The sequence below is a fragment of the Bacillus cereus genome, from assembly GCF_002564555.1.
GTDB classification, from domain to species: Bacteria; Bacillota; Bacilli; order Bacillales; family Bacillaceae_G; genus Bacillus_A; species Bacillus_A cereus_K.
This window is the reverse complement of record NZ_NUVD01000012.1, coordinates 75,522-99,481: the sequence shown is the minus strand read 5'-3', so window position 1 is coordinate 99,481 and position 23,960 is coordinate 75,522. Positions and strand designations below refer to the sequence as shown.

The following is a 23,960-nucleotide window of genomic DNA, read 5'->3' as shown; positions in this document are numbered from 1 at the left end:
TTTTCTTTCTTTACTTGCGGTGATATTATATTTCCTATATTTTCTTTCTTTACTTGCGGTGATACTATATTTCCCACATTTTCTTTCTTTATTTGCGGTGATACTATATTATCTTTTTTCGTTTGCGGAGAAGTGATATTGTTAGGTTTCATTTTATTAATTTGAGGAGCTATTAACTCACTCCCTTTTTTAATTACATCTGAAATTTTATATTCTTTTTTCGGTTTTATTGGTGGTTGTGGCGGTTGTGGTAATACATTAACCGAAAACTTCGTGTTTTCTTTTTCCGCTGGTTTTTGTTTTTCTATAACAGGTGGTTTTTGAATGACAGACGGTTTTTCAACTGGTTTTTCTTTTTGTATTGGCTGTTCTTTTTGTACCTCTTTTTGTGGTTTTACCTGAACTTCTTTTTGCGGCTTCACTTGCATTTCCTTCTGCGGTTTTACTTGCACTTCTTTCTGTGTTTGTTGCATAGCAGGCTGTTGTGTAATCGGCGCTGATTGATACGGAACTTCTTCCTCATCTTCTATTCCAAGTGGCGTTGGTGTTGCTGCAAATTCTTTTTGCTGTACCTCTTTTACGTATTGTTTTGGAGGTGATGAACCTGCTCCAACATGTTGTTTCACGTGGACGCTGTTTGATGGCACTTTAATCTTCATACCTGGCATGATTAAATCTGGATTACTAAGTTGTGTATTTGTTTTTTTCAACGTGTCAAAATCCACTCCGTACTTTTTCGCAATTTTCCAAAGGGTATCCCCTTTTTGCACGATATGAATTTTCAAATTTTCCCCCTCCTGTATAACTTATCTATAAGTAACAAATCTCATGGAGTAACACTACCTAAATAACTTAAACGTTTATCACTTCTTCTGTTTTCAACATCATTCGAAGTGGAATAAGCATAAAAGAATCACAATGATTTCTTCAAAACAATGTATGCCCATTTCGTTCTCGTTATGATTATATGTATGAAAAAAGCAACGGGAATACCGTTGCTTTAAACACGCTCTAACATACGATTTAATGCGAGAATTGCTTCTCCCGTTACTTGTTTGTCTACGCTAATAACGTTAATTTCTTCTCCTCTTTCTATCGTTTCAAGCGCCCATAGTAAGTGCGGCAAGTCAATTCGGTTCATCGTTAAGCACGGACACATAAATGGATTAAGTGAAACAATTTCTTTATCTGGATGTTGCTGAATAATTCTGTTCACTAAATTCATCTCTGTACCAATCGCCCATTTACTTCCAGATGGCGCTGATTCAATCATATCAATAATATATTTCGTTGATCCTGCATAATCCGAAGCAGCTACAACTTCATAGCAACATTCTGGATGTACAATAATATTCATATCCGGATGATTTTTCCGTACGTTCTCAATGTTTTTCACTGTAAAGTTTTGATGAACGGAACAATGCCCTTTCCATAAAATCACTTGAATTTCTTCTATATCTCCATCGTACTCTAATGAATCTGTATGCGGGTCCCATACTGCCATTTTATCTAACGGGATACCTAAATCGTACGCTGTATTTCTTCCTAAATGTTGGTCTGGTAAAAAGACGAGGCGCTCTTTTTGTGTAAACGCCCAAGATACCATTTGTTTTGCATTAGAAGAAGTTACTGTTGCTCCTCCGTTACGACCACAAAACGCTTTAATTGCAGCTGTAGAGTTGACATACGTTAAAGGAATCATCGTATCTCCAAATAATTTCGTGAGCTCTTTCCATGCCCTTTCTGTTTGTTCGATATCTGCCATATCTGCCATCGAACAACCTGCGCGCATATCTGGCAAAATAACGATTTGATCATCTGTCGTTAACATATCTGCTGTTTCTGCCATAAAGTGTACGCCACAAAAAACAATATATTTTGCTTCTTTATTACTCGCTGCAACTTGCGCAAGCTGAAGTGAATCCCCTGCTGCATCTGAAAATTGTACAACTTCATCTTTTTGATAATGATGCCCTGGAATAAAAAGTGTTTTCCCCATTTTTTCTTTAATTTCACGAACACGCTTTTCCATATCTTCCGTTGACATCGTGTAATAACGCTCTGGTAACATCGTTTCAATTGGCTGTACTTTTTCTAAAATACTCATATACCGTTCTCCCCCTCTAAGCCACTTTCCTTACTCCTCAATATTGAAACTAATATCAAGTGCTTTCACTGAATGTGTTAACGCTCCAAGTGAAATATAATCTACCCCTGTTTTTCCGTATTTCGCTAAATCTTCAATTGTAATGCCTCCTGAAGCTTCCGTAACGATGGCACTTGGCACAATCTTTGAAAACTCCCGAATCTCATTTGGCGTACGATTATCGAACATAATAATATCCGCACCGGCAGCTACAGCCTCTCTCACTTGTTCCTCAGTTTCTGTTTCTACTTCTACTTTCACCATATGTCCTAATTTTTCTTTCACCGATGTAACAGCTTTTGTAATCGATCCAGCAAAAGCAATGTGATTGTCTTTAATCATGACACCATCATATAAACCGAAGCGATGGTTAAATCCGCCTCCGCACACAACTGCATACTTATCAAACATACGTAGTCCTGGCATCGTTTTTCGCGTATCGCAAACGCGTGTATGGCTGCTATCTAAAGCAAGAACCGCCTTACGTGTCATCGTCGCTATCCCGCTCATACGCTGAATAACGTTTAATATAACGCGCTCTGCCGTTAATAACGAGGCGATTGGTCCTTGCACAGTTGCGATTATTTCGCCTTTTTCTACAAGATCCCCATCTTTTTTATGAAACTCCACTTCAATTCTCTCATCAATTAATTTAAAGCCTACTTCAATTACTAAGCGTCCCGCAAAGACCCCTGCATCCTTCGCAAGAAACGTTCCTTTCGAAAGTAAATTGTCTGGAAAAATAAGCTGAGATGTTACATCTCTTTCTCCTATATCTTCTAGAAAAAATCGATTTAATGCTTCTTTAACTTTTATCGTGTTCATAAAGCCCCTCTTCCTCTCATCACACAAGTTGTAGTTTTCTTTTCACTCGAACAATCTCTTTTTTCACACTATTTTTTCTTGGATAATCACTTCTATAATGACCACCAATGCTTTCTTCTCTTTGCAAAGCTGATATGACTATAAGCTCACAGACTGTTAACATATTAATAAGCGTTATCTCTTCATTTGTAAGAGCATTATGTTGCAATATCATATTTCGAACACCGTACTTACTAAGCCATCTCCTTGCATAAGATAAACTTTGCTCTGTTCGCACAATCCCAACATATTTCATCATGCATTCTTGTATTTCTTCTTTCGTCGGTAAATGATTCAGAACGATAAACGTTTCTTCCTTCTTGGCTAGAGTGTTCACTCTTTCTTTTGCCCGCCTAGATAGAATGTGTTGTCCTATTCTTTTTCCAAACACAAGACCTTCTAATAAGGAATTACTTGCTAACCTATTTGCACCATGAACACCATTACAAGCTACTTCACCAATTGCGTATAAGTTCGGAATAGATGTTTCTCCATCACAGTTCGTTTTCACGCCGCCCATATGAAAATGAGCACCAGGCACGACTGGAATACGTTTTTTACTTATATCGACACCATTCGTTTTACATATTGATGACACGGTCGGAAAACGTTGTTCAAAGTTTTGAATCATTTCGATGTTTAAGTACACCTTTTCACCCGCAAGTAGCTGTTCATGAATAGCCCTTGCCACTACATCACGAGGTGCTAGATCCTGTTCGGGATGTATATCCATCATAAAACGCTGTCCTTTTCCATTTATAAGGACAGCTCCTTCTCCTCGAACCGCTTCAGAAACGAGACCACAGCATCGCCCGCCCGCGTATAACATCGTCGGATGAAATTGTATAAACTCTAAATCTACAAGTTCTCCATCCGCGCGGTACACCATCGCAAGTCCATCACCAGTAATTGTCTTATCATTAGAAGTGAAAGCGTATAAACCGCCACTTCCTCCTGTTGCTAACACAGTATAATCTGCATTGTAACGCTTCAGTTCACCTTCACCATTTCGCGTTACAACTCCAACACATTTATCGTTTTCTATAATTAAATCGAGCACCATTTCCTGTTCCACTACTGTAACGTGCGGAGCTACTTCTTGAATGAAATGCTCTAATAAATTCTTTCCTGTTGCATCGCCACCCGCATGTAAAATACGACGTTTTCGGTGTGCCCCTTCTTTTCCTAGGTGAGGACCAGTTGCATCACCATCAAAACTCATTCCATTTTTAATGAGAGTATTTATTTCTTCTGGGCCTTCTTCAACTAAATAACGGACCACTTCTTCATCGTTATAATGACATCCTGCTACTAACGTATCTTCAAAATGATCATGAGGATCATCATATGTAGCAACAGCTGCCGCAATTCCACCTTGGGCTAAATGTGTATTATTATTACGTTCCGTCCCCTTTGTGATAATAATCACATTCTTTTCGTGACAAATCTCTTTTGCAACACGAAGTGCCGCAATGCCACTTCCAATAATTAAGACATCTGCACTTGGCATAATTGTTGCCTCCTACTTTACACTTTTCAACTGTCTTGACACCTATATTTACATAGTTTTAAAATAATGACAAGAGTTTTTTTATAATTCTTATTTTCACTACCATTTAAAAAATAATAGAAATGTAACTCTTACTAGAGAGAGGAACTTACATGATGATATATCTTGACTATGCAGCTACTACACCTATGAGCAAAGAAGCGTTACAAACATATGTGAAAGCAGCTTCGCAATACTTCGGAAATGAACAAAGTTTACATGATATTGGAGGAACGGCCTCTTCTTTATTACAAGTTTGCAGAAAAACATTTGCAGAGATGATTGGAGGAAAAGAACAAGGAGTATTCTTCACAAGCGGCGGTTCAGAATCGAACTATCTCGCCATTCAATCCCTTCTAAATGCTAGAAGTGGAAAACATATCGTTACGACTCCTATGGAACATGCATCCATTCGAAGTTATTTTCAATCTTTAAAAACGAAGGGCTATACGATTACAGAAATCCCTGTTAATAAAGGTGGACTTATTGATTTAATAGATTTAGAAGCAGCTATTACAGAAGATACGGTTCTAGCAAGTATACAGCATGGAAACTCTGAAATCGGAACCGTTCAAAACATAGCAGAGATTGGGACACTTTTAAAAAAACACAATGTTTTATTTCATACAGATTGTGTGCAAACGTTTGGTAAACTGCCTATCCATGTTTTTGAAATGGGGATTGATAGTCTTTCTGTTTCAGCACATAAAATATACGGACCAAAAGGTGTCGGCGCTTGCTATATAAATCCGCAGTCTCGCTGGGAACAAATATTTCCGGGAACTTCTCACGAAAAAGGATTTCGCCCAGGTACAGTGAACGTTCCTGGCATCGCAGCTTTTTTAACAGCTTCTGAGAATATATTAAAAAATCAAATGGAAGAGAGCTTGCGTTTTAAAGAGTTACGAGCCTACTTTTTAGAACAATTACAAGCACTTCCTTTAGAAATTGAAGTAGAAGGTCATTCTACTTCTTGTTTACCACATATTATTGGGGTTACAATAAAAGGAATAGAGGGTCAATATACAATGCTAGAATGTAACCGCCGCGGTATTGCCATTTCTACTGGAAGTGCTTGCCAAGTTGGTAAACAGGAACCTTCGAAAACAATGCTCGCAATTGGAAAAACGTATGAAGAGGCTAAACAATATGTTCGCTTCTCTTTCGGACAACAAACAACGAAAGATCAAATTGATACTACTATTCATGCACTACACACAATTGGAAATCAATTTTATAGAGGTGTTAAATCATAATGAAACAAAATGAACAAAAAAAGATTTTAGGTGAAGAAAGACGACAACTTATCCTTCAGTGGCTTCTTGCTGCAAATGAACCGTTATCTGGAAGCGAACTATCTAAAAAGACAAACGTAAGTAGACAAGTTATCGTACAAGACATTTCCTTACTTAAAGCAAGAAACGAACCAATTATTGCAACTGCACAAGGGTATTTATATTTAAAACCACAAGCGAAACAACAAACTTTTGAGCGCGTAATCGTATGCCAACATAAACCAGCCGAAGTACGTCAAGAACTTACAATGCTTGTTGACCACGGCGTTACGATTAAAGACGTAAAGGTTGAGCATCCAGTGTACGGTGATTTAACAGCATCCATTATGGTAAGTAATCGCTTTGATGTAGAGCAATACTTACAAAAAATCGAAAACACAAATGCTTCTTACCTGTCGCAGCTAACAGATGGTATTCACTTACATACAATTGAAGCAGATTCTAAAGAAAAGTTAGATGCCGCTTGTGAGGCGCTAGATAAAGCTGGATTCCTCGTTTATTAATGTAAAGCACAGAGTTTTTATAATTCTCTGTGCTTTTATTTTGTAAGTGATATAATATTGTAATCAATTGTAAAGGAGAGCAAATATGGGAATTGAACTCGTTCACTTTAGCACTGGTAAGCCGAAACAAATGAAATATGGCGAAGATCAAGAAATGATAACAGGTATATGTAAAGATCCTACAGAAGAGGCCTTTCTTTCAAAAGACGGATTCCGTGGTGATGACGTAGCAGATTTAAAACATCATGGCGGGCCTGATCGCGCTGTTTGTGTATACCCATATGAACATTACGCACTATGGGAAGAGGAATTTCAAACAACGCTTCCAGCTTCCACATTTGGTGAAAACATTACCGTAACAAATATGTTAGAGCGCGATGTTTGCATCGGAGATACATATCAACTAGGCGAAGCAATCATTCAAGTGACACAAGCCCGCGTACCTTGTAGCACAATTTCAAAACGCCTCGGTATTCCTGGTATACTGCCGCGCATTGTAGCAACTGGATTTACTGGCTACCTATGCCGCGTTCTTCAAGAAGGTACTGTACGTGAAAATTCTAAAATTACATTACTAGAACGTCAACCGAGCAATGTTTCTGTTTTGTTCTCTAACGAAATTTATTTTCATAATAGAAAAGATAAAGATGGTATTGAAAAGATTCTTGCTGTCCCAGAACTAGCCGATCTTTGGCGTGGTCAGTTAGAGGATCGTCTTGCGAAGTTGAAATAAAGAATCCCACCATTTATAGGTGGGATTCTATTTATCTGACGGTATGCTAGCGACTGATATTATATCGAATTAACTACAAATACTCCCCTTTACAACCAATAAGAAGAATAACTCCCCAGCACCGTAACAGAAAAACCAAGTGCTTCAAGTTCCATCGTTACGCCTGGCAATAACACGTCATCATATGCTTTATCGACATCAATTAAGAAAAAGTAATTTCCAAGACCTGTTTTCATCGGGCGAGATTCAATTTTAGATAAGTTTAATTTTCTCCATGCGAAAGCTGATAACACTTGATATAGCGCTCCTGCATAATCCGCAGGTAACGTTATCATAAGCGTCGTTTTCTCCCCGCGATTTTCTCCGTTATTTGGGAGTACCGCTTTCTTTTTCTTATGCAGAACAAGGAAACGTGTATGATTGTTTTTATGCGTATGAATACCACTTCTTACAATTGCTAATCCGTATTTTTCTGCTGCTGCTTCGTTTGCAATAGCAGCGATTTTTTCTTCAGGATGTTCTTTCACATATTGTGCCGCAGCACTTGTTGATGTCATATCTCGAACGGTTACCCCTTTTAATTCTTCATTTAAAAACTTATGACATTGTGCAATAGCATGCGGATGAGAATGTACTGCATATACTTCTTCCCACACTTCTGCATACTGCGGATGTACAAGTAAATGTTGCTGAATCGGTACTGTAATTTCCCCTACAATAGAAAGCGGCTGCTCATGTACAAGGTAATCAACCGTTATATTAACCGAACCTTCTATTGCATTCTCTAACGGTACGACTGCGAAATCTACACTTTCATTTGCGGCTGCATCTATACAATCTGGAATCGTTCGATACGGTACATGCTCTGCTTCCGGAAAAAAACGACTCACCGCCATATTTGTAAATGTTGCCTCTGGTCCTAAATATCCTACTCGAATCATCGTCTTTTCCCTCTCTTTTTCGTTTTCTTACTGTTATACCATACTTTTTTATATTCTTCTATGTAAATTTCGAATATTTAAAAAAGACTAGCATTCGCTAGTCTAAATGTTTCCTATATTCTCTTTGAGCGAAGAAAAAATAGATGCTGCATGCAACAATGTAAAACAGAATAAATAAACCTACTTTTCTTAATGAACCGTCCATAAAGACAGTGTTATGAAACGTATATAACGCAACTGCACTATGCATACTTCCTACTACAATAGGTGCAAAAAATAGCATACATAATTGCCAACGAGAAACCTTCCACACTTCTTCCTTCGTCATTCCAAGTTTAGAAAGTGCCCCGTATTGCTTTCGATCCGATGCAATATTATGAAACCATTTAAAATATACGATACTACACGAAGTAAGAAAGAATAATATACTAATGAATGATCCTACAAATAGAGTAATATCGCCAAACTCTTTCATATTCACATATAATTCCATATTACTTCGAAATGCATCATTTGTATCTTGTTTCATATGTTTCCGTAAATCTGCATTTAATTCCTTCGTATTTTCTATATTTGGTAATGTATAGCCTCTATATATCATTTTTTCAGGATCCGGAATCTTATTGGCTATACTGTCAAAATCTTCATCATTCATGACGAAAAATAGTCCATTAATGCGCGAAGGGTGATAGTTAAATTGCACTCCTTCTTTCTGACCGTTAAATACGAATGGATATATTTGATTCATTACTTGCAATTGAATCTCTTTTTTATCATATACATTCGGATAATTACGCTTATTATAATAAACAAGTGTAACTGTTCCCTTTTTAGGATGATACGTTTTCTGTTTTTGTTTTCTTGCCTCTTGGTTGTATTCACTTTCCTTTATAAGCGGCGCTACCTCTGTTTCTCCCTTATTGGACTGAAAAGATGCATAGATTCCAACAAAACTCATAGATTGAAAATCATCATACCCATATTGATGCAGTAATTTTTCAACTGCACCTTCCTCAAAGACTTCATGAGCAGAAGTACCTTTTTCTATGTACGAAAACGAGTGTACTCCTCCGTCCCGCCACACATCTTGCATGCTAGAAAAATATAAAAACACCGTACCTGTTGCCGTAACTACAAACGTCGTTGCCATAGAAAGCATAAAGAAAAAGCGACCATTTTCCTTCATTCGATGTGATAATTGATTCACTATAAATAAATACGGATATGTATACATGATCTTTTTATTTCGTTTGATCATTTCGAGCAATTGGATTGCACCGTGCGTAAAAGAAAAGTACGTTCCAAAAAAGATAAGTATAGACACAGGGAAAAAGTATAACGCTATCGTTGGCATCGTCGCTTGTAGCGCTAACGCATATCCTGTCCCTAAACAAATAAAACCGAATATACAAAGCCACATTGATGTTTTCTTCTCTTTTTTATCCGTGCGGAATTCTTTCAATAATCGAATGATTTTTATATTCCATATACGTAAAGCACTTATAAAAGATAACAGAATAAAAACAACCATATATGTAATAAACGTTACCCCAATTGCTCTCACGTCAAATATGACAGGGAGTTCTTTCGGAAGTTGAAGTAACATACTAAACACCATGAAGAAGAGCTTTAAAAAGATCATACCAAGCCCAATACCGAAAATATTAGCAAAAATCCCGATCAATATTTGCTCGGTCATAATCACTCCTATTACGTTAGATTTCGTTGCGCCCATTAACATATATAACCCTAATTCTTTCTTACGTGCTTCTATGAAAATAGAAGTAGAATACAAAATAAATACGACGAAAAAAGAAATAATGATAACGTTACATACGATAAGTCCCCAGCGTACGTTTTGATACCACATCGTCTCTTGCATATACGGATGTACAATAACAGACATATATGCAAAGGACGCAAATATTGCAAAACAACTACTTAAGAAAAATACTTTATAATTACGCCAATTCCCCTTTATATTTTGCAGCGCTAGTTGCCGAATGTTCATCTATCGTCCTCCTGTAACTAACTACATAGGCAAAAAGCTAGAGGTTTCCCTAGCTTTTTACGTGTTTTAAATATCCTCTTTGCGCGATCATAAAGTAAATCGCAGAAGCTAAAATGTATGCTCCAATTACAATCGCACCTGATTTCCATAAATCGATATAAAGCATTTTCCCTAACGTATGAAGGGCAAATCCACTATGAATTGCACCAATCAAAATTGGGATAAAGAAGATAACGCCCATTTGTCGAAGCGCAATTTTACGTATTTCTTTATCTGTCATACCAATTCTCTTCAACGATTTAAACTGAATACGATCTTGTTCTTTATCATTAAACCATTTAAAGTATGTCATACTACAAGCAAAGAAGAAGAACAGTACTGCTACGAAGAAACCGATGAACATTGTAATTGCTCCCGCTTCTCTTATATTTTTATAAGCAAGCACTGAGCTTTTCAATTCCCCTTGTTTTTCTGGTGCAATTTCCTTTTTCAAATCTAGCACAAGCTCTTCTGTACTTTTCCAATCTTCAATATAATAACCATAATATTTCGTCTTTTCTTCATCTGGTACGAGCTTTGCATATTTCTCAAAATCTTGATCATTCACAATGAGATAATTGTCATCATTAAACACCGAATATGAAGTTGGTTCATTTAGCTGAACAAACTGTTTTTGGCCATTCATTGTAACTTCATATGGCTTCGTACGATCTATTTTCACTAAATCATTCGTCATATCACTCATGATCATCGTTGCACTACCTGGTGCATTATGAACTTCGCTAATTTCTTCCCTTTTTTGTTTACGCACTTCCGCATTATATACTTTCTCTGAAATCACCGCAGTTGGTACTTCATGCTCACTGTTAAAAAACGTTACTTTCTGCGTTGCAGGTAGTTTTACGAAAGTTAATTTTCTTGCATCCTCAAATCCATGTTTTTTTACAATTTCTTGTACTGTATCTTCATTAATAATGTTATGTGTATTTACTCCCTTTTCCTCATATGAAATAGCATGCGGCGTAATATCTACCGTTTTCGCACTCATATTTTCAAAATATACGTACAGTGTACCAACTGCTGAAGATACAACCGCCGTAATGATAGAAATGACAAATAGAAAACGAGCATTATCTTTCATTTTATAAATAAGATTGCTAAGGACGAACATATTTGGATATGTATAAAATGATTGTTTTCTTTTTTGCAACGCTTTTAATATGACTGTACTACCTTGTGTAAACAGTAAATATGTTCCGCCAATTGTCAACCCTACAATCGGTAAGAAATACATCATGAAATTCATAATTGTTACTTGGAAACAAAGAACATATGCAGCAATGATACATCCTATACCTACTACACATAACCATGTAAATGCAAAAGGCTCCACTTTTTGTTTTCTTGCTTCTCTTAATAAATCAATAATTTGCAAGCGGCCTACTGTCCAAACGCTAAAGAGTGATAGGATTAAAAAGAGGATAAAGTATATACCTGCTGTAATAAGAACTGCTTTACTATTCCATACAAGCGGCAGTGTTTTATCTATGTTCAATAATACACTTAATGCTTGGAAGAAAAGTTTGGAGCAAAGCATTCCAATCCCAATACCTACTACAATCGCAATACTACCTAACATCATTTGTTCTAATATAATCATTCGGCCAAGTTGAGATTTCGTTCCACCTATTAATGTTAGTAGACCAAATTCTTTTTTTCTTGCTCGTAAAAACGTTGAATTTGCATATAAAATAAAGAGTGCTGAGAAGATGACTACAATATAATTCATCGATTCTAACCCTTTTGTAACCATCGTCTTCATACTAATATTACCGCTTACTACATCTGGGTGATAAATAAAAGAAGCATACATGAAAAACACGACAATCGATAAACAACTACTAATAAGAAACGCTTTATAATTACGCCAATTTCCTTTTACGTTATTAAGCGCGAGCTGGCGAAAGTTCATGATATTCTCCTCCTAGCATCGCAAGTACGTCCAAAATTTCTTGGAAAAAGGCTTGCTTCGTTCTTCCTTTATGTATCTCCGAGAAAATTTCTCCATCGCGAATGAAGAGGATGCGTTCACAATAACTAGCAGCTACTGGATCGTGCGTTACCATTGCAATTGTCACTTTCTTTTGCTCATGTAAATCTTGCAATGCCCCCATTAATGATTTCGCCGACTTAGAATCTAAGTTTCCAGTTGGTTCATCTGCTAAAATTAACGTCGGTTCATGAATAATTGCTCTTGCTGCTGCTGCACGTTGTTGTTGTCCGCCTGATACTTCATATACTTTTTTGTTTAAAATTTCTTCGATGTTTAAAAACTTCGCAATTTCCAGCACTTTCGTATCAATTTCATTTACAGATTTCTTCGCCATTACAAGCGGTAAAATGATGTTTTCTTTAATCGATAACGTATCAAGTAAGTTGAAATCTTGGAAGATGAATCCTAAATGTGTACGGCGAAACTCTGCTAATTTTGCAGCACGCATTTGATTAATTTCTTCCCCATTTACAAGCACATGACCTGAAGTTTGCTTATCAATTGTCGCTAATAAATTTAAAAGCGTTGTTTTCCCGCTTCCTGAAGGACCCATAATCCCTACAAATTCGCCTTCTTCAATTTTAAAATTTATATCATGTAAAGCAGTCGTCGCTACTGAACCTTTTGATTGATATACCTTTGTTAAGCCTTTTACTTCAAGAACACTCATTTCTAATCCCCCTATGTGTTTTCTTCTTACATTTACTATAAGAAAAATAAGAAAAAGAAACGAGTGATTTTCCTTACAAAACGTTTTGTTATCTTACAGTTTTGTCATTTTTCTCATTAATGTATGATATTCTTCATCTTTTGCAAATTGGAATGTGAAGGTCGTTCCTTCCCCTTCAGCCGATTGAGCGTAAATTCCATGATGTAAATTATCGCAAATTTCCTTCGTAATATATAATCCCATCCCAGTCGCTTCTCTCGTTTTACGACCATTTATTCCCGTAAAGAATGGATCAAATATACGCTTTACATCTTGCTCCGGAATACCGATTCCATTGTCCTTAATATGTAGTAACACCTTTTGATCTTTCTCTTCAATTTGAAATTGAATTTCCTTTTTCTCTGTTTCTGAAATTTTTGTATACTTAATTGCATTTACAACAATTTGACCTATAGCAATACTCAGCCATTTTCTATCAGATGCAACCATACAAGTATCGTCTTCAAACATCACTTTCGGAAATACAGACGATTGAATGAAGGATTTTCGATTTTCATTAATAATACCTCGAATAACTTCTATAACATTTACAACTTCTACTCTATAATCTTTTGCAAATTGCTCAAGCCTTGCCATATGTAATGCTAAATCTAAACCATTTAGTATGCGATTATTTTCTTCGCGAATACTTTCAACTGTTGCTCTTGCTTCACGATGCTCTTTACCAAACTTCTGCAATAGCAATTCAATAACAGATACCGGCGTTTTCATTTGATGAATCCACTGGTTCATAAATATCATTTGCTGTTGCTCTTTCGCATGCTGCTTATGAACTTCATTCATATATTGCTGTCTTAGCAGCGTAAACGCTTCGACGACCATTTCTTGTTCTGCCGTATAAGAAGTATCAATAAGTAAGGAGTCATGTAATGTATTTCCGCCAGCAACATATTTTTCGATTCTCTTTAAAAACACACTTCGTTTTCGGTAATCGTAAATAAGGTATACAGTAAACACAACTGTCCCTAGTAAAAGTCCGTATAACCACGTACTCCAATCAATTGATCTCTTTTCTAAAAGACTTTGTAACTGCAAGACGAGTCCAAATAAACAAAGGCTTACAATATAAGATAGAAGTAAAGAAAAGCGGTCTATGAGGTAACTTTTAACCTTCATGCCCTTCACTCCACTCTGTAAGAAGCGCATAACCGTATCCACGTTTCGTTACAATTGCATTTTTAATACCTAACTCCTCTAATTTCTTCCTTACACGCTTTACATTCACAGTTAACGTATTATCATCCACAAAGGCTACTTCATCCCATAAAGCCTCTAACAGTTCCTCACGTGTTACATATTGGTTCGCTTGTTTCATTAAACACTCTAATAAGTAAAACTCATTTTTTGTCAGTTCCGTTTGTTGCCCCTGCCACTCTACAATGTGCTGGGATGGAAATAACAACAGTCCATTTACCCCTAAACAATCACTCTCTGCCACAGAAGCATACTCACCATACCCACGACGAAGTGCACTTTTCACCTTTGCCATTACGATATCTAAATGAAATGGCTTTGTGATGTAATCATCTCCGCCATTTTCAATCGCCATTACTTGATCCATTTCCCCTGTTCTTGCAGAAACAAAAATAATCGGTGCATTTGATACAGTTCGGATTTGACGACACCAATAGAAACCATCGAAGTACGGTAAATTAATATCAAGTAATACGAGATGAGGATTTATTTTTACAAACTCATCTTTTATTTGACGTAAATCGCTCGTCCTAAATGATTGATATCCATACCTTTCTAAATGTTCCTCTAATATTTCTGCAATTTTTTCATCATCTTCCACAATTAATATTTTATACATGTTCTTTTTCTCCCCATAAAATATTGTTCTAAAATCACTCCTTTTCCCATTATAAAATGAAAATTTAACCAGTGGGGATTTTTTCCTATACCAATCTGACTTTTACGGAATAAAAAAAAGACCGCCATATTTTGGCAGTCTTAATCGATAAATTCAAATTCATATTCAAGAATTTTTACAATATCTCCGTCTTTTGCACCACGTGCACGAAGCGCTTCATCAATACCCATTCCGCGCATTTGGCGAGCGAAACGACGTATAGATTCATCACGTGAGAAGTCTGTCATTTTGAATGTCTTCTCGATATCATAACCAGAAATAACAAACGTGCCGTCACTTTCACGTGTAATTTCAAATTTAAGACTTTCAGCATCAAATTTATACATTACACTTGCTTCAGACTCTTCGACAACATCGTACATTGGGAATTCTGGTGTTGTTTCTAATAAGTTCGCTACTTCAAATAGTAAATCACGAACACCTTGTTTCGTTACAGCTGAGATTGGGAAGATTTTTACTTCGTCTCCCACTTTCTCTTTAAATGCTTGTAAGTTTTCTTCTGCATCTGGCATATCCATTTTGTTTGCCACAACAACTTGTGGACGCTCTGTTAAACGCATATTGTATTCTTTTAATTCATTATTGATTGTAACATAATCTTCATATGGCTCACGGCCTTCTAAACCAGACATATCGATAACATGCACGATTACACGTGTACGCTCGATATGACGTAAGAATTGGTGTCCAAGTCCAACGCCAGCATGTGCGCCTTCAATTAGTCCAGGAAGGTCAGCCATAACGAAGCTGCGGTTATCACCAGTTTCAACAACGCCAAGATTTGGAACGATTGTTGTAAAGTGATACTCTGCAATTTTCGGACGCGCTGATGATACAACAGATAATAATGTAGATTTACCTACACTTGGGAATCCAACAAGTCCAACGTCTGCTAGTACTTTAAGTTCTAGAATGACATCACGCTCTTGACCTGGTTCCCCGTTCTCAGCGATTTCTGGCGCTGGGTTCGTTGCTGTTGCAAAACGTGAGTTACCACGGCCACCACGGCCACCTCTTGCGATTACAGCTGTTTGTTCATGCGTTACTAAATCGGCAAGGATTTGACCTGTTTTTTCATCTTTTACTATTGTTCCTGGTGGAACCTTAACGATTAAATCTTCAGATTTACGACCGTGCTGCCCTTTACTCATTCCGTGCTGACCGCGATCAGCTTTGAAATGACGTTGGTAGCGGAAGTCCATTAATGTACGTAAGCCTTCTTCAACAACAAAAACAACATCTGCACCTTTACCACCGTCGCCACCTGCTGGGCCACCTTTAGGTACATACTTCTCACGACGATACGCAACCATTCCGTTACCACCGTCGCCGCCTTTTACATATATCTTGACCTGATCTACAAACATTATTTCACCACACTTTTTTCGATTGGTTGTAATATAACTGAGACTTCTTTGTCTCGTACTGTATAAGAAATGGAATACCATTTATTGTTTTGGTTCGCAAGCCAATTCTGTAGTTCTTCTACACTCGTTAGCTTACCACGAAAATCAAAAAAGAAACGAGCATTCTCCGCGTCACATTCAATTGTGATACAAACATAATTTTCAACATATACGTCTAAACTATGCTGAAGCATTGAGAAAAATTGATTCGTCCATGTACATACAGTCTCATCTAAGTGAGATAAGTTATGTAATTTCCCTAATACTTCGTACTCCAATAAGCACGGCTGCTGTTTCCAATTATATGTTAAAATCCACTCTGAAAATAAAGGCATGGATAGCCCCATCAGATTGGATTCTTGTCTCGCTTCTTGGACAAAACGATCGATGAGCTTGTGAATCTCTTCCACTTTTCCAAGGGAAAGGTTTCCTTTAACCATCTGCATACGATTGAGCCAATCATGTCTTGAATGACGCAACGCATCTATAATTGTCCATTTTTCATTCATTTAGATACCCCTTAATATAGAAAAACTCTAACCTGCACTCAGGTTAGAGTTTTCCGTGAGTTCTTATGCTTCTTGAGCAACAGGATATACGCTCACTTGTTTGCGGTCACGGCCAAGACGCTCGAAGCGTACTACGCCGTCAACTTTCGCGTATAAAGTGTCATCGCCACCACGACCAACGTTAACACCTGGATAAATTTTTGTACCGCGTTGACGGTAAAGAATTGAACCACCTGAAACCGTTTGACCATCTGCGCGTTTAGCACCAAGACGTTTTGACTGAGAGTCACGACCGTTCTTTGTACTACCTACACCTTTCTTAGATGCGAAAAACTGAAGATCTAATCTTAACATACGTTACACCTCCTGCACTTTTTCTATTAAACGGATATACTTTCCGTAATCAAGTTCGATCGTCTTAAGCGAAACAACCAATCCTTCTAAAAGTATTTGTGCTTTTTCTGCTGTATGAACGTCTAAATCATTAGGCAATTCATACGTCAAGAATCCGCCATCACTTCCGAGTTCAATAGTTGCCTGCACATTACAAAGTTCTTCCACTGCATTTATAGAACCAAACACAACCGCTGTAGTTCCAGCACAGACAAGGTCTTGTCCATGTGGCGCATAATTGGCATGTCCAGTCATTTTAAATGATTGGATACTTCCTAATTTCGTGCGACTTATCGTAATTTTAATCATGTTAACCAGAATTAAGCGTTGATAGCTTCAACAACTAGCTTAGTGTAAGGTTGACGATGACCTTGTTTCTTACGATTGTTCTTTTTCGCTTTGTATTTGAAAACGATGATTTTCTTAGCGCGACCTTGTTTTTCAACTTTCGCAGTAACTGTTGCACCTTCTACAACTGGGCTACCAACTTTAACGTTTTCGCCACCAACGAAAAGAACTTTGTCAAAAGTAACAGTTTCACCAGCTTCAACATCTAATTTTTCAATGTAGATTGCTTGACCAGCTTCAACTTTAATTTGTTTTCCACCTGTTTCGATAATTGCGTACATACTTGCACCTCCTCTTAATTACTAAGACTCGCCAAAAACGAGGTAGACATAAATGTCTTTAGGGAACCTGTCTTGTGCGGTTGTAGCATATAGCCGTTTAGGTGCTATAAACTATAACATAAAGATGTTATCATGAATCATAGACTATTGTCAATAAATGTTCTGCTAACTATTTTTTACGTTCTACAATTTCTCTCTTACTTCCAAAACGGATAATAGCATACTTTTCGATAATATCATCTTTGAAATAAATTTCAAATGGAATATTTTTCTGTAATTCTTTTTGCAAAAATTGTTTTTGCAGTTCTGTAGACGCTGCAATTAATACTGCCTCATCTTCTATATTGCCATATGTGATTAGTTCTCTCTCTAACTCATACGCAATTGTTTCATACGACATAACATAGCCCGTCGCTTTGCAAGGTACACACTCTTCGAGTACTACGTCACGCAAAGAATGTTTTTTACGTTTACGCGTCATCTCCAAAATCCCTAACTCCGTAAACCCAAGCACTCTTGTATATGTGCGATCATCTTGCATAGCAGTTATGAGACGCTCCCTTACCTTTTCTTTATCTTCTCGTCTTTTCATATTAATAAAGTCAATTAATATCATTCCGCCAATATCACGAAGCCTTAATTGGCGAGCAATCTCTTCAGCCGCCATCTCATTTGTACGAAGGACCGTATCTTGTAAATTTTGTTTTCCAGTAAACTTGCCCGTATTCACATCAATTACAGTCATCGTCTCCATTTGTTCCACAATTAAATACGCACCATTTGGGAGCCAAACAATTTTTTGAAGTGCTTTCTCGATTTCACGCTCTATTCCAAAATGGTTAAACATCGAAGATTTTTCATTATAAAAAGATACTTTTTCTTCCCCAACTTTGTCTTCTAGTTCTTTTACTATACTCCTTGTATCTACAACTACTTTTTCAATCGTTTCAATTGGGTTCTCTTGAAATATACGATCTAAAAAGGTCGCTGGTCGATGAAGTAGTAACGGCGCCTTTCCTTGGTCCTCTTTTCTTTTTAACTCTTCATATAACTGCTGCAGCCCTTGCATTTCAGCTTGTATTTCTTCAATTTCTCCTTTTTCAGAAGCGGAGCGGAAAATATATCCCCCTGTTCCTTCTACCTCAATTTCGAGTAACTCTTTCCTTCTTTTATTATTTTTTATTTTCCTAGAAACAGCACGCATTTCATCATATGGCATATAAACGACATATTTCCCGGTAAATTCTATATTCGCTGTTAATTTCGGCCCCTTCGTATCAATTGCCTCTTTCACAACTTGTACGAGTACCGCTTGCCCTTCATGTATACGATAAGAAGATGGCACATCATCGTATGAAAGGTACGCATGTTTTTCTAAACCGATGTTTACAAATGCTGCGTTCATTCCTGCAATTGTTCTTACAATACGTCCAACATAAATATGCCCGACAATCTCTTGCTCTTCATTTCGTTTCCATAAAAACTCAACAATTTTGTTCTTCTCTTCAATTGCAACGCGCTTTTCCGATCCAGCGTAGTTCATATATAAGGTTTTCAAATCTCTTTCCTCACTTTATAATCTTCTTTGCTTTTACAATAATAAAAGGTTAGTGCTATCGTCAACACTAACCGATTAATTCTTCAACAGATGAAGTTGTTCGTTTTTCAGTAAAATATGCATAGAGCAATTCATTTTCATCCAATGTATAATGCTCTTTATATTTTCCACGGACGATAATAGAGTGCTTATATCCTCTACGAAATTTTGTGAAAATCGTATATAAACGGTCTTCTGTTTGCACCTCAATAGGTGCAATCTTTTCAATTCCTCTTTTATTCCCATAATAACGTTCTAGTAAGAAACGCATAAATGCATACCGTCTTTGCTTCCACTCTTGATATAATGATACGGCTAAAAATGTGAGTAGTATCCACATCATAATATTGTTGCTGTTCCAAAGTAATTGCCATCCTAATATTACACCAAAAAAAACACATGACAATTTCATCATCTTTTCATGTGCTTGCAAATAAGGAAAACGATATGATAGTACATTAAACAGTACTTTTCCGCCATCAAGTGGCCAAATAGGTAATAAATTAAATGATAAAATCACTATATTGTTCCACATAAAGAAATAATACAACTCCGCATCGAGCCAACCAGCTTCAAACAGTGCATAACCAACCATCATCATCCAAACATGTTGAATAGGCCCTGCAATTACGACAACAAGTTCCTCTTTCAACGACTTATTTCCATGTTCCTCAAGCTCAGCCACACCACCAAACGGTAACAACTGAATTCTTTTAATACGCCAATTATAATATGCCGCTGCAAAAGCGTGCCCAAGTTCATGAATGAGAACAATACAAAATAACAATAGTAACTCTTTAAAACGCGCCGTAAAAATACCAATGACAATAATAACCCAAAACAACGGATGCACTGAAATCTTTGTTAAAACATCCCTATATTTAATCAAATGAAATCACCTGAATCGGGTCAATAAATTTTTCATTCTTTTTTATTGCGAAATAAAACTTGCCATTTTTATTATTTTCATCATTATTCACCGTACCAATTTTTTGTTTCTTTGAAACATAACTATATAACTTTACTGACATGTCATTTAAATTTGCATACCATGACTCAGTGCCATCTGCATGCTGAATTTGGATTGTATTTCCAAGTTCCTTTTTCTTACCTACAAAAACTACCAATCCCTCATTCACTGACTCAACCGTGGCATTTGTGGCGGTTTGGACAAATACACCTTGGCCATTTTTTTGAAACCCTTGCATTACCTTTCCTGAAGCAGGAATTGCATAATCTTTTTGTTGAATCGCCTCTTCCTTTTTCTCGTTAGGGGAATAAAAGACGAGAGGTTTTCCAAACTGTTTTTCATACCATTTCGCTACAGTAGCAAACTGAAATTCCTCTTTCATCACTCTCTCTGTAACAGCTTTAGCCCCATCGAAAGTAGAAGGAGCATTCTTATATAAAATAGCAACAGAAAGCACTAATATTGCTGATAATAGCACTTTGAAGAAAAATATTTCTTTTCGGAACAACGGGTGAATTTCCTTCTCGCCCTCTTCAACAAATACCGTTTCGCTATCAAAATTCCCTCCAGCAAAATATTGCTCTTCCTCCATCCTTTCTTGTTCTGCCTTCCTTTTCGCAATCTGCTTCTTAATTTCTTCTACACGTCTATTCTTCATACTGTCTCCTTTCTTTCGTTAAGCTAATTTAAGTAGAAACAGTTGTATACAGTTTGTACATATGTATGAGCTAGGAAAGAAAGATATTCATGTGAAGAAAAAAGAAAGCACTTCGCATATGCGCGAAGTGCTTTTAACGGATTCCAAAGAAGTTTTTCATCTTTGTAAATACCGATACTTTTTCTTGTTCAAATGCTTGCAGTGGTACATTCTCACCTAACAAGCGTCTTGCAATATTACGATAAGCTAACGCTGCTTTTCCGCTCGGTTGCAACGCTACAGGCTCACCTGTATTTGTAGCTCGAATAACTTCATCATCATCTTCAACAACACCAAGAAGCTCGATTGACAGTGTACGTACGATTTCATCAACATCTAACATATCCTGTTCATGAAGCATATGGCTACGTACACGGTTAATAACAAGTTTCGGTGGTTCAATATCCTCTTTTTCTAGAAGACCGATAATACGATCCGCATCGCGCATTGAGGATACTTCTGGAGTCGTAACAACGATTGCTTTATCCGCACCAGCTACTGCATTTTTGAATCCCTGCTCAATCCCCGCAGGACAATCGATTAATATGTAATCATAATCTTGACGTAATACTTGTATTAATTCATCCATTTGTTCAGGTGTTACCGCTGATTTATCACTCGTTTGTGCTGCAGGTAATAAATAAAGATCATCAAAGCGCTTATCTTTAATAAGAGCCTGAGGTAAACGGCAACGCCCTTCAACGACATCAACAAGATCAAATACAATACGATTTTCCAGCCCCATTACTACGTCTAAGTTTCGAAGACCGATATCTGTGTCAATTAAGCACACTTTCTTTCCAGATAACGCAAGGGCTGTACCAATGTTTGCAGACGTTGTAGTTTTACCTACTCCGCCTTTTCCAGATGTAATTACTATTGCCTCTCCCACAGCTATACAATTCCCCTTTCTAACTTTGTTAAATTAGGTCTAAGATGAGTGAGAAGTTGCAGGCGATCGACAACAATGTGATTGTTCTCATTAATATACGCACATTCTGCCGTCACCGCTCCGTCTTCTTTCTCTTCCGGAGCCCGCATTGTCACATCACTAATTCGAAGTTGCATCGGGTTCATAACAGATGCAGCGATTACAGCATCTGAATCCCCATAATACCCGGCATGCGCAATTCCTCTTAATGATCCTACGACAAAAATATTCCCCCCAGCGATAACCGTTCCGCCTGGATTAACATCTCCAATTAACAATAAATTTCCTTTTACATGTAAAACTTGTCCAGAGCGAACGATTTTGGAAATAGGGACAATTTCAGTTTCTTCTTTCCAAGCTATTGCTTCCGCTTTAGTTATAACATCACTTTCAATTGAATCCACAACAAGATTCTTTTTATTACGAATTAACGTACGAAGCTCTTCCTGATGGACCTCTGTTAAATAACGATTTCCAACTTTCACATGCACTTCAATTAAAGAGCGCCCATCACCATCATAGTAATGTGTAGAAAGCTTTTCGTCCAATTCTTTCAGTAATTCAGAGAATGAACAGCAATCATCTAAATGAAGTGTTATTCCATCTTTTGTCCCTTTTATCGTTACATTTTGTTGCTTTTTTTCTTCCACTAAAGTTCACCCCACCGATTCAATTCGACATAAAATTAGAAAATCCTTTTTTCTTTTTCTTCCATCGCTCTTGAAAGACGCACTAAATATCGTCTCAGTGGGAAACAAACTATCAATATGAAAATTCCATTCAACAATAAAGTAGAAAGGAGACGATCTGTGAAAAAGACATACGCCGACATATGAGTACGTCCTAACAAAGTTAAAAATCCATACACATAATACTCTAATGCTACAATACTAGCTAATACGATAGAAACCACAATAAATAAATTCGATTGTAGTACCTTCATTGTACTATAAACTAAATAAGCTAAAATCGGATAAGCAAATATATATATACCAACAAGTTCTGTGTATACGGTATCAAACAAGAAACCAAATAATAGTCCGTAATAGATCCCTTGGACCGGACTATAGTACACTGCAATAAAACATAACACAATGATAAAGAAATGCGGCGCTGCTATACTGTCTTTCCAAAAAACATCAGTTGGAACAACAGTAGAAAACATATTTTCAAATAGAAAAACAAAAAGGAGCAAAAGAGGAAGAGCTGCTCTTTTTAAAATCTTCATCATCTCTTCTTCTCCTCCTATTCTAATGGCGCTGAAGGCATTTCACGTTTAGCAACCATAATATGCTCTACGTCATTTAAATCAGCGGCAGGTTTTACATAAGCTGTTTTTGTTAAACCGTATGAATCTGGCTGAACATCAACGATTTTTCCGATAACAAGCCCTTTCGGGAAAATATCACCAAGTCCTGATGTTACAACTAATTGATCTTTTTCTACCGGTGCATCAGAAGCAATCTTTGTGAAAAGAAGTAATTGTTTTTCTTTATCGTATCCTTCAATCAAACCAAAGATTTTCTCTTGCCCTTGTACAACAGCAGAAACACGATTTGTTCGGCTCATAGAACTTAACAACTCTACTGATGATGTAAACTGAGATACGCTTTTCACTCGTCCAATTAAACCTTGTGAAGTCATAACAGCCATATCTTTTTTAATTCCTTGCTGTGCCCCTTTATCTATTCCAATTAAATCGTACCATTTGTCTGGATTACGAGAAACAACAGTGGCTGGAATTTCAGTATAATCGCTCATTAACTGTGTTTTACCAGTTAACTCTTGTAATTTCTTTTTATCATCTTCTAATTGCTTTACTTCACCTGATAACTTTGCATAGTTATCTAATTTTGCTTTTAATTCTTTATTCTCTTCATACGTGCGCTTTACATCTTCTACGTTTTCGAAGAATCCGGCAACATAATTCGCTGGCTTTTGGAATACACGTTCTACAACACCGACAGTATCTTTTATAAACTGCTCTGGCCATGTTAAACTGTTCCGTTCTTTCAATGAGATTCCAATCAATGCCACGAGAAGAATAATACTAACTAACAAAACAATTAATCTTTTGTTTAAGAAAAACTGTGGCACGTTCACACCCTCTTAATTTCACTGATTTTTATT

24 protein-coding genes, 1 pseudogene and 1 other annotated feature are annotated in these 23,960 nt (G+C 36.9%); of the genes and pseudogenes, 3 read left to right on the top strand and 22 right to left on the bottom strand.

Translation table 11 applies throughout. The features are described 5' to 3' along the window. The 4 genes and pseudogenes from exsA to nadB all read right to left on the bottom strand — a co-directional run. A pseudogene (gene exsA, locus COI75_RS05945) lies at positions 1-785 on the bottom strand (spore coat assembly protein ExsA); the annotation flags it as partial. A 215-nt stretch (positions 786-1,000) separates the two neighbouring features. Further along, positions 1,001-2,107: a quinolinate synthase NadA gene (gene nadA, locus COI75_RS05940; RefSeq protein ID WP_000025307.1), complete on the bottom strand. Its 1,107-nt coding sequence runs from the start codon at positions 2,105-2,107 to the stop codon at positions 1,001-1,003. Positions 2,108-2,137: 30 nt separating this feature from the next. Beyond that, positions 2,138-2,971 carry a carboxylating nicotinate-nucleotide diphosphorylase gene (gene nadC / locus COI75_RS05935; protein WP_001092205.1) on the bottom strand — a complete coding sequence of 278 codons (834 nt, stop codon included), beginning with the start codon at positions 2,969-2,971 and terminating at the stop codon, positions 2,138-2,140. A gap of 19 nt (positions 2,972-2,990) precedes the next feature. Continuing rightward, on the bottom strand, positions 2,991-4,520 hold the full coding sequence (gene nadB / locus COI75_RS05930) for an L-aspartate oxidase (RefSeq protein WP_001138520.1): 1,530 nt from the start codon (positions 4,518-4,520) through the stop codon (positions 2,991-2,993). Positions 4,521-4,672: 152 nt separating this feature from the next. On the opposite strand from nadB, the gene COI75_RS05925 reads away from it, so the two are divergent. The 3 genes from COI75_RS05925 (at position 4,673) to COI75_RS05915 (ending at position 7,090) form a co-directional block, all read left to right on the top strand. After that, entirely contained in the window at positions 4,673-5,815 is a 1,143-nt protein-coding gene (locus tag COI75_RS05925; protein ID WP_000973785.1) for an IscS subfamily cysteine desulfurase, read from the top strand. Then, on the top strand, positions 5,815-6,357 hold the full coding sequence (locus tag COI75_RS05920; protein WP_000812277.1) for a transcription repressor NadR: 543 nt from the start codon (positions 5,815-5,817) through the stop codon (positions 6,355-6,357). The genes COI75_RS05925 and COI75_RS05920 overlap by 1 nt, the downstream gene beginning before the upstream one ends. Before the next feature lie 85 nt (positions 6,358-6,442). Further along, positions 6,443-7,090, top strand: a complete 648-nt coding sequence (locus COI75_RS05915) for an MOSC domain-containing protein (RefSeq protein WP_000510710.1) — start codon at positions 6,443-6,445, stop codon at positions 7,088-7,090. Positions 7,091-7,179: 89 nt separating this feature from the next. On the opposite strand, the gene pheA is transcribed toward COI75_RS05915, so the two are convergent. The 18 genes from pheA to mreC all read right to left on the bottom strand — a co-directional run bounded on the left by pheA (position 7,180) and on the right by mreC (position 23,927). Continuing rightward, a complete protein-coding gene (gene pheA / locus COI75_RS05910) occupies positions 7,180-8,031 on the bottom strand; it encodes a prephenate dehydratase (protein ID WP_000621708.1) in 852 nt (283 codons plus the stop codon). Between the two features lie 97 nt (positions 8,032-8,128). Then, the gene (locus COI75_RS05905) at positions 8,129-10,042 is read right to left on the bottom strand and encodes an ABC transporter permease (protein ID WP_001026361.1); all 1,914 of its coding nucleotides are present in this window, start codon (positions 10,040-10,042) and stop codon (positions 8,129-8,131) included. A gap of 49 nt (positions 10,043-10,091) precedes the next feature. Further along, a complete protein-coding gene (locus tag COI75_RS05900; protein WP_001011393.1) occupies positions 10,092-12,014 on the bottom strand; it encodes an ABC transporter permease in 1,923 nt (640 codons plus the stop codon). Next, positions 11,989-12,765, bottom strand: a complete 777-nt coding sequence (locus COI75_RS05895; protein ID WP_000114523.1) for an ABC transporter ATP-binding protein — start codon at positions 12,763-12,765, stop codon at positions 11,989-11,991. The genes COI75_RS05900 and COI75_RS05895 overlap by 26 nt, the downstream gene beginning before the upstream one ends. A gap of 93 nt (positions 12,766-12,858) precedes the next feature. Next, on the bottom strand, positions 12,859-13,941 hold the full coding sequence (locus tag COI75_RS05890) for a HAMP domain-containing histidine kinase (RefSeq protein ID WP_000865481.1): 1,083 nt from the start codon (positions 13,939-13,941) through the stop codon (positions 12,859-12,861). After that, on the bottom strand, positions 13,931-14,638 hold the full coding sequence (locus COI75_RS05885; protein ID WP_000276705.1) for a response regulator transcription factor: 708 nt from the start codon (positions 14,636-14,638) through the stop codon (positions 13,931-13,933). The genes COI75_RS05890 and COI75_RS05885 overlap by 11 nt, the downstream gene beginning before the upstream one ends. A gap of 140 nt (positions 14,639-14,778) precedes the next feature. Next, positions 14,779-16,065 carry a GTPase ObgE gene (obgE, locus tag COI75_RS05880; RefSeq protein ID WP_000497121.1) on the bottom strand — a complete coding sequence of 429 codons (1,287 nt, stop codon included), beginning with the start codon at positions 16,063-16,065 and terminating at the stop codon, positions 14,779-14,781. After that, on the bottom strand, positions 16,065-16,613 hold the full coding sequence (locus COI75_RS05875) for a sporulation initiation phosphotransferase B (protein WP_001003570.1): 549 nt from the start codon (positions 16,611-16,613) through the stop codon (positions 16,065-16,067). Before COI75_RS05875 ends, obgE begins: the two co-directional genes overlap by 1 nt. A gap of 63 nt (positions 16,614-16,676) precedes the next feature. Beyond that, complete coding sequence (gene rpmA, locus COI75_RS05870; RefSeq protein WP_000944957.1) at positions 16,677-16,967, bottom strand: 50S ribosomal protein L27; 291 nt, start codon at positions 16,965-16,967, stop codon at positions 16,677-16,679. A gap of 3 nt (positions 16,968-16,970) precedes the next feature. Further along, positions 16,971-17,315, bottom strand: a complete 345-nt coding sequence (locus COI75_RS05865) for a ribosomal-processing cysteine protease Prp (protein WP_002008596.1) — start codon at positions 17,313-17,315, stop codon at positions 16,971-16,973. Between the two features lie 11 nt (positions 17,316-17,326). Next, the gene (gene rplU / locus COI75_RS05860) at positions 17,327-17,635 is read right to left on the bottom strand and encodes a 50S ribosomal protein L21 (protein WP_000270907.1); all 309 of its coding nucleotides are present in this window, start codon (positions 17,633-17,635) and stop codon (positions 17,327-17,329) included. A 14-nt stretch (positions 17,636-17,649) separates the two neighbouring features. Then, positions 17,650-17,727, bottom strand: a sequence feature (ribosomal protein L21 leader region). A 77-nt stretch (positions 17,728-17,804) separates the two neighbouring features. Next, positions 17,805-19,193, bottom strand: a complete 1,389-nt coding sequence (locus COI75_RS05855; RefSeq protein WP_002095259.1) for an Rne/Rng family ribonuclease — start codon at positions 19,191-19,193, stop codon at positions 17,805-17,807. Between the two features lie 67 nt (positions 19,194-19,260). Continuing rightward, the gene (gene spoIVFB, locus COI75_RS05850; protein WP_000599061.1) at positions 19,261-20,121 is read right to left on the bottom strand and encodes a stage IV sporulation intramembrane metalloprotease SpoIVFB; all 861 of its coding nucleotides are present in this window, start codon (positions 20,119-20,121) and stop codon (positions 19,261-19,263) included. Beyond that, positions 20,114-20,860 (bottom strand): M23 family metallopeptidase, encoded by a 747-nt coding sequence (locus COI75_RS05845; RefSeq protein ID WP_000797457.1) that lies wholly within the window; start codon positions 20,858-20,860, stop codon positions 20,114-20,116. Before COI75_RS05845 ends, spoIVFB begins: the two co-directional genes overlap by 8 nt. 133 nt (positions 20,861-20,993) lie before the next feature. Then, on the bottom strand, positions 20,994-21,791 hold the full coding sequence (minD, locus tag COI75_RS05840; RefSeq protein ID WP_000503310.1) for a septum site-determining protein MinD: 798 nt from the start codon (positions 21,789-21,791) through the stop codon (positions 20,994-20,996). A gap of 2 nt (positions 21,792-21,793) precedes the next feature. Next, entirely contained in the window at positions 21,794-22,480 is a 687-nt protein-coding gene (gene minC / locus COI75_RS05835) for a septum site-determining protein MinC (RefSeq protein ID WP_000391515.1), read from the bottom strand. 35 nt (positions 22,481-22,515) lie between these two features. Next, on the bottom strand, positions 22,516-23,061 hold the full coding sequence (gene mreD / locus COI75_RS05830; RefSeq protein WP_000975768.1) for a rod shape-determining protein MreD: 546 nt from the start codon (positions 23,059-23,061) through the stop codon (positions 22,516-22,518). A 14-nt stretch (positions 23,062-23,075) separates the two neighbouring features. Beyond that, positions 23,076-23,927, bottom strand: a complete 852-nt coding sequence (mreC, locus tag COI75_RS05825) for a rod shape-determining protein MreC (RefSeq protein ID WP_001135470.1) — start codon at positions 23,925-23,927, stop codon at positions 23,076-23,078. Positions 23,928-23,960: the final 33 nt, after the last annotated feature.

What these genes read in the sequence shown, in the direction of transcription:
- nadA (WP_000025307.1), bottom strand. Translation starts at nt 2,107, where the DNA reads ATGAGTATTTTAGAAAAAGTACAGCCAATTGAAACGATGTTACCAGAG.
- nadC (WP_001092205.1), bottom strand. Translation starts at nt 2,971, where the DNA reads ATGAACACGATAAAAGTTAAAGAAGCATTAAATCGATTTTTTCTAGAA.
- nadB (WP_001138520.1), bottom strand. Translation starts at nt 4,520, where the DNA reads ATGCCAAGTGCAGATGTCTTAATTATTGGAAGTGGCATTGCGGCACTT.
- COI75_RS05925 (WP_000973785.1), top strand. Translation starts at nt 4,673, where the DNA reads ATGATGATATATCTTGACTATGCAGCTACTACACCTATGAGCAAAGAA.
- COI75_RS05920 (WP_000812277.1), top strand. Translation starts at nt 5,815, where the DNA reads ATGAAACAAAATGAACAAAAAAAGATTTTAGGTGAAGAAAGACGACAA.
- COI75_RS05915 (WP_000510710.1), top strand. Translation starts at nt 6,443, where the DNA reads ATGGGAATTGAACTCGTTCACTTTAGCACTGGTAAGCCGAAACAAATG.
- pheA (WP_000621708.1), bottom strand. Translation starts at nt 8,031, where the DNA reads ATGATTCGAGTAGGATATTTAGGACCAGAGGCAACATTTACAAATATG.
- COI75_RS05905 (WP_001026361.1), bottom strand. Translation starts at nt 10,042, where the DNA reads ATGAACATTCGGCAACTAGCGCTGCAAAATATAAAGGGGAATTGGCGT.
- COI75_RS05900 (WP_001011393.1), bottom strand. Translation starts at nt 12,014, where the DNA reads ATGAACTTTCGCCAGCTCGCGCTTAATAACGTAAAAGGAAATTGGCGT.
- COI75_RS05895 (WP_000114523.1), bottom strand. Translation starts at nt 12,765, where the DNA reads ATGAGTGTTCTTGAAGTAAAAGGCTTAACAAAGGTATATCAATCAAAA.
- COI75_RS05890 (WP_000865481.1), bottom strand. Translation starts at nt 13,941, where the DNA reads ATGAAGGTTAAAAGTTACCTCATAGACCGCTTTTCTTTACTTCTATCT.
- COI75_RS05885 (WP_000276705.1), bottom strand. Translation starts at nt 14,638, where the DNA reads ATGTATAAAATATTAATTGTGGAAGATGATGAAAAAATTGCAGAAATA.
- obgE (WP_000497121.1), bottom strand. Translation starts at nt 16,065, where the DNA reads ATGTTTGTAGATCAGGTCAAGATATATGTAAAAGGCGGCGACGGTGGT.
- COI75_RS05875 (WP_001003570.1), bottom strand. Translation starts at nt 16,613, where the DNA reads ATGAATGAAAAATGGACAATTATAGATGCGTTGCGTCATTCAAGACAT.
- rpmA (WP_000944957.1), bottom strand. Translation starts at nt 16,967, where the DNA reads ATGTTAAGATTAGATCTTCAGTTTTTCGCATCTAAGAAAGGTGTAGGT.
- COI75_RS05865 (WP_002008596.1), bottom strand. Translation starts at nt 17,315, where the DNA reads ATGATTAAAATTACGATAAGTCGCACGAAATTAGGAAGTATCCAATCA.
- rplU (WP_000270907.1), bottom strand. Translation starts at nt 17,635, where the DNA reads ATGTACGCAATTATCGAAACAGGTGGAAAACAAATTAAAGTTGAAGCT.
- COI75_RS05845 (WP_000797457.1), bottom strand. Translation starts at nt 20,860, where the DNA reads ATGAAGAATAGACGTGTAGAAGAAATTAAGAAGCAGATTGCGAAAAGG.
- mreD (WP_000975768.1), bottom strand. Translation starts at nt 23,061, where the DNA reads ATGATGAAGATTTTAAAAAGAGCAGCTCTTCCTCTTTTGCTCCTTTTT.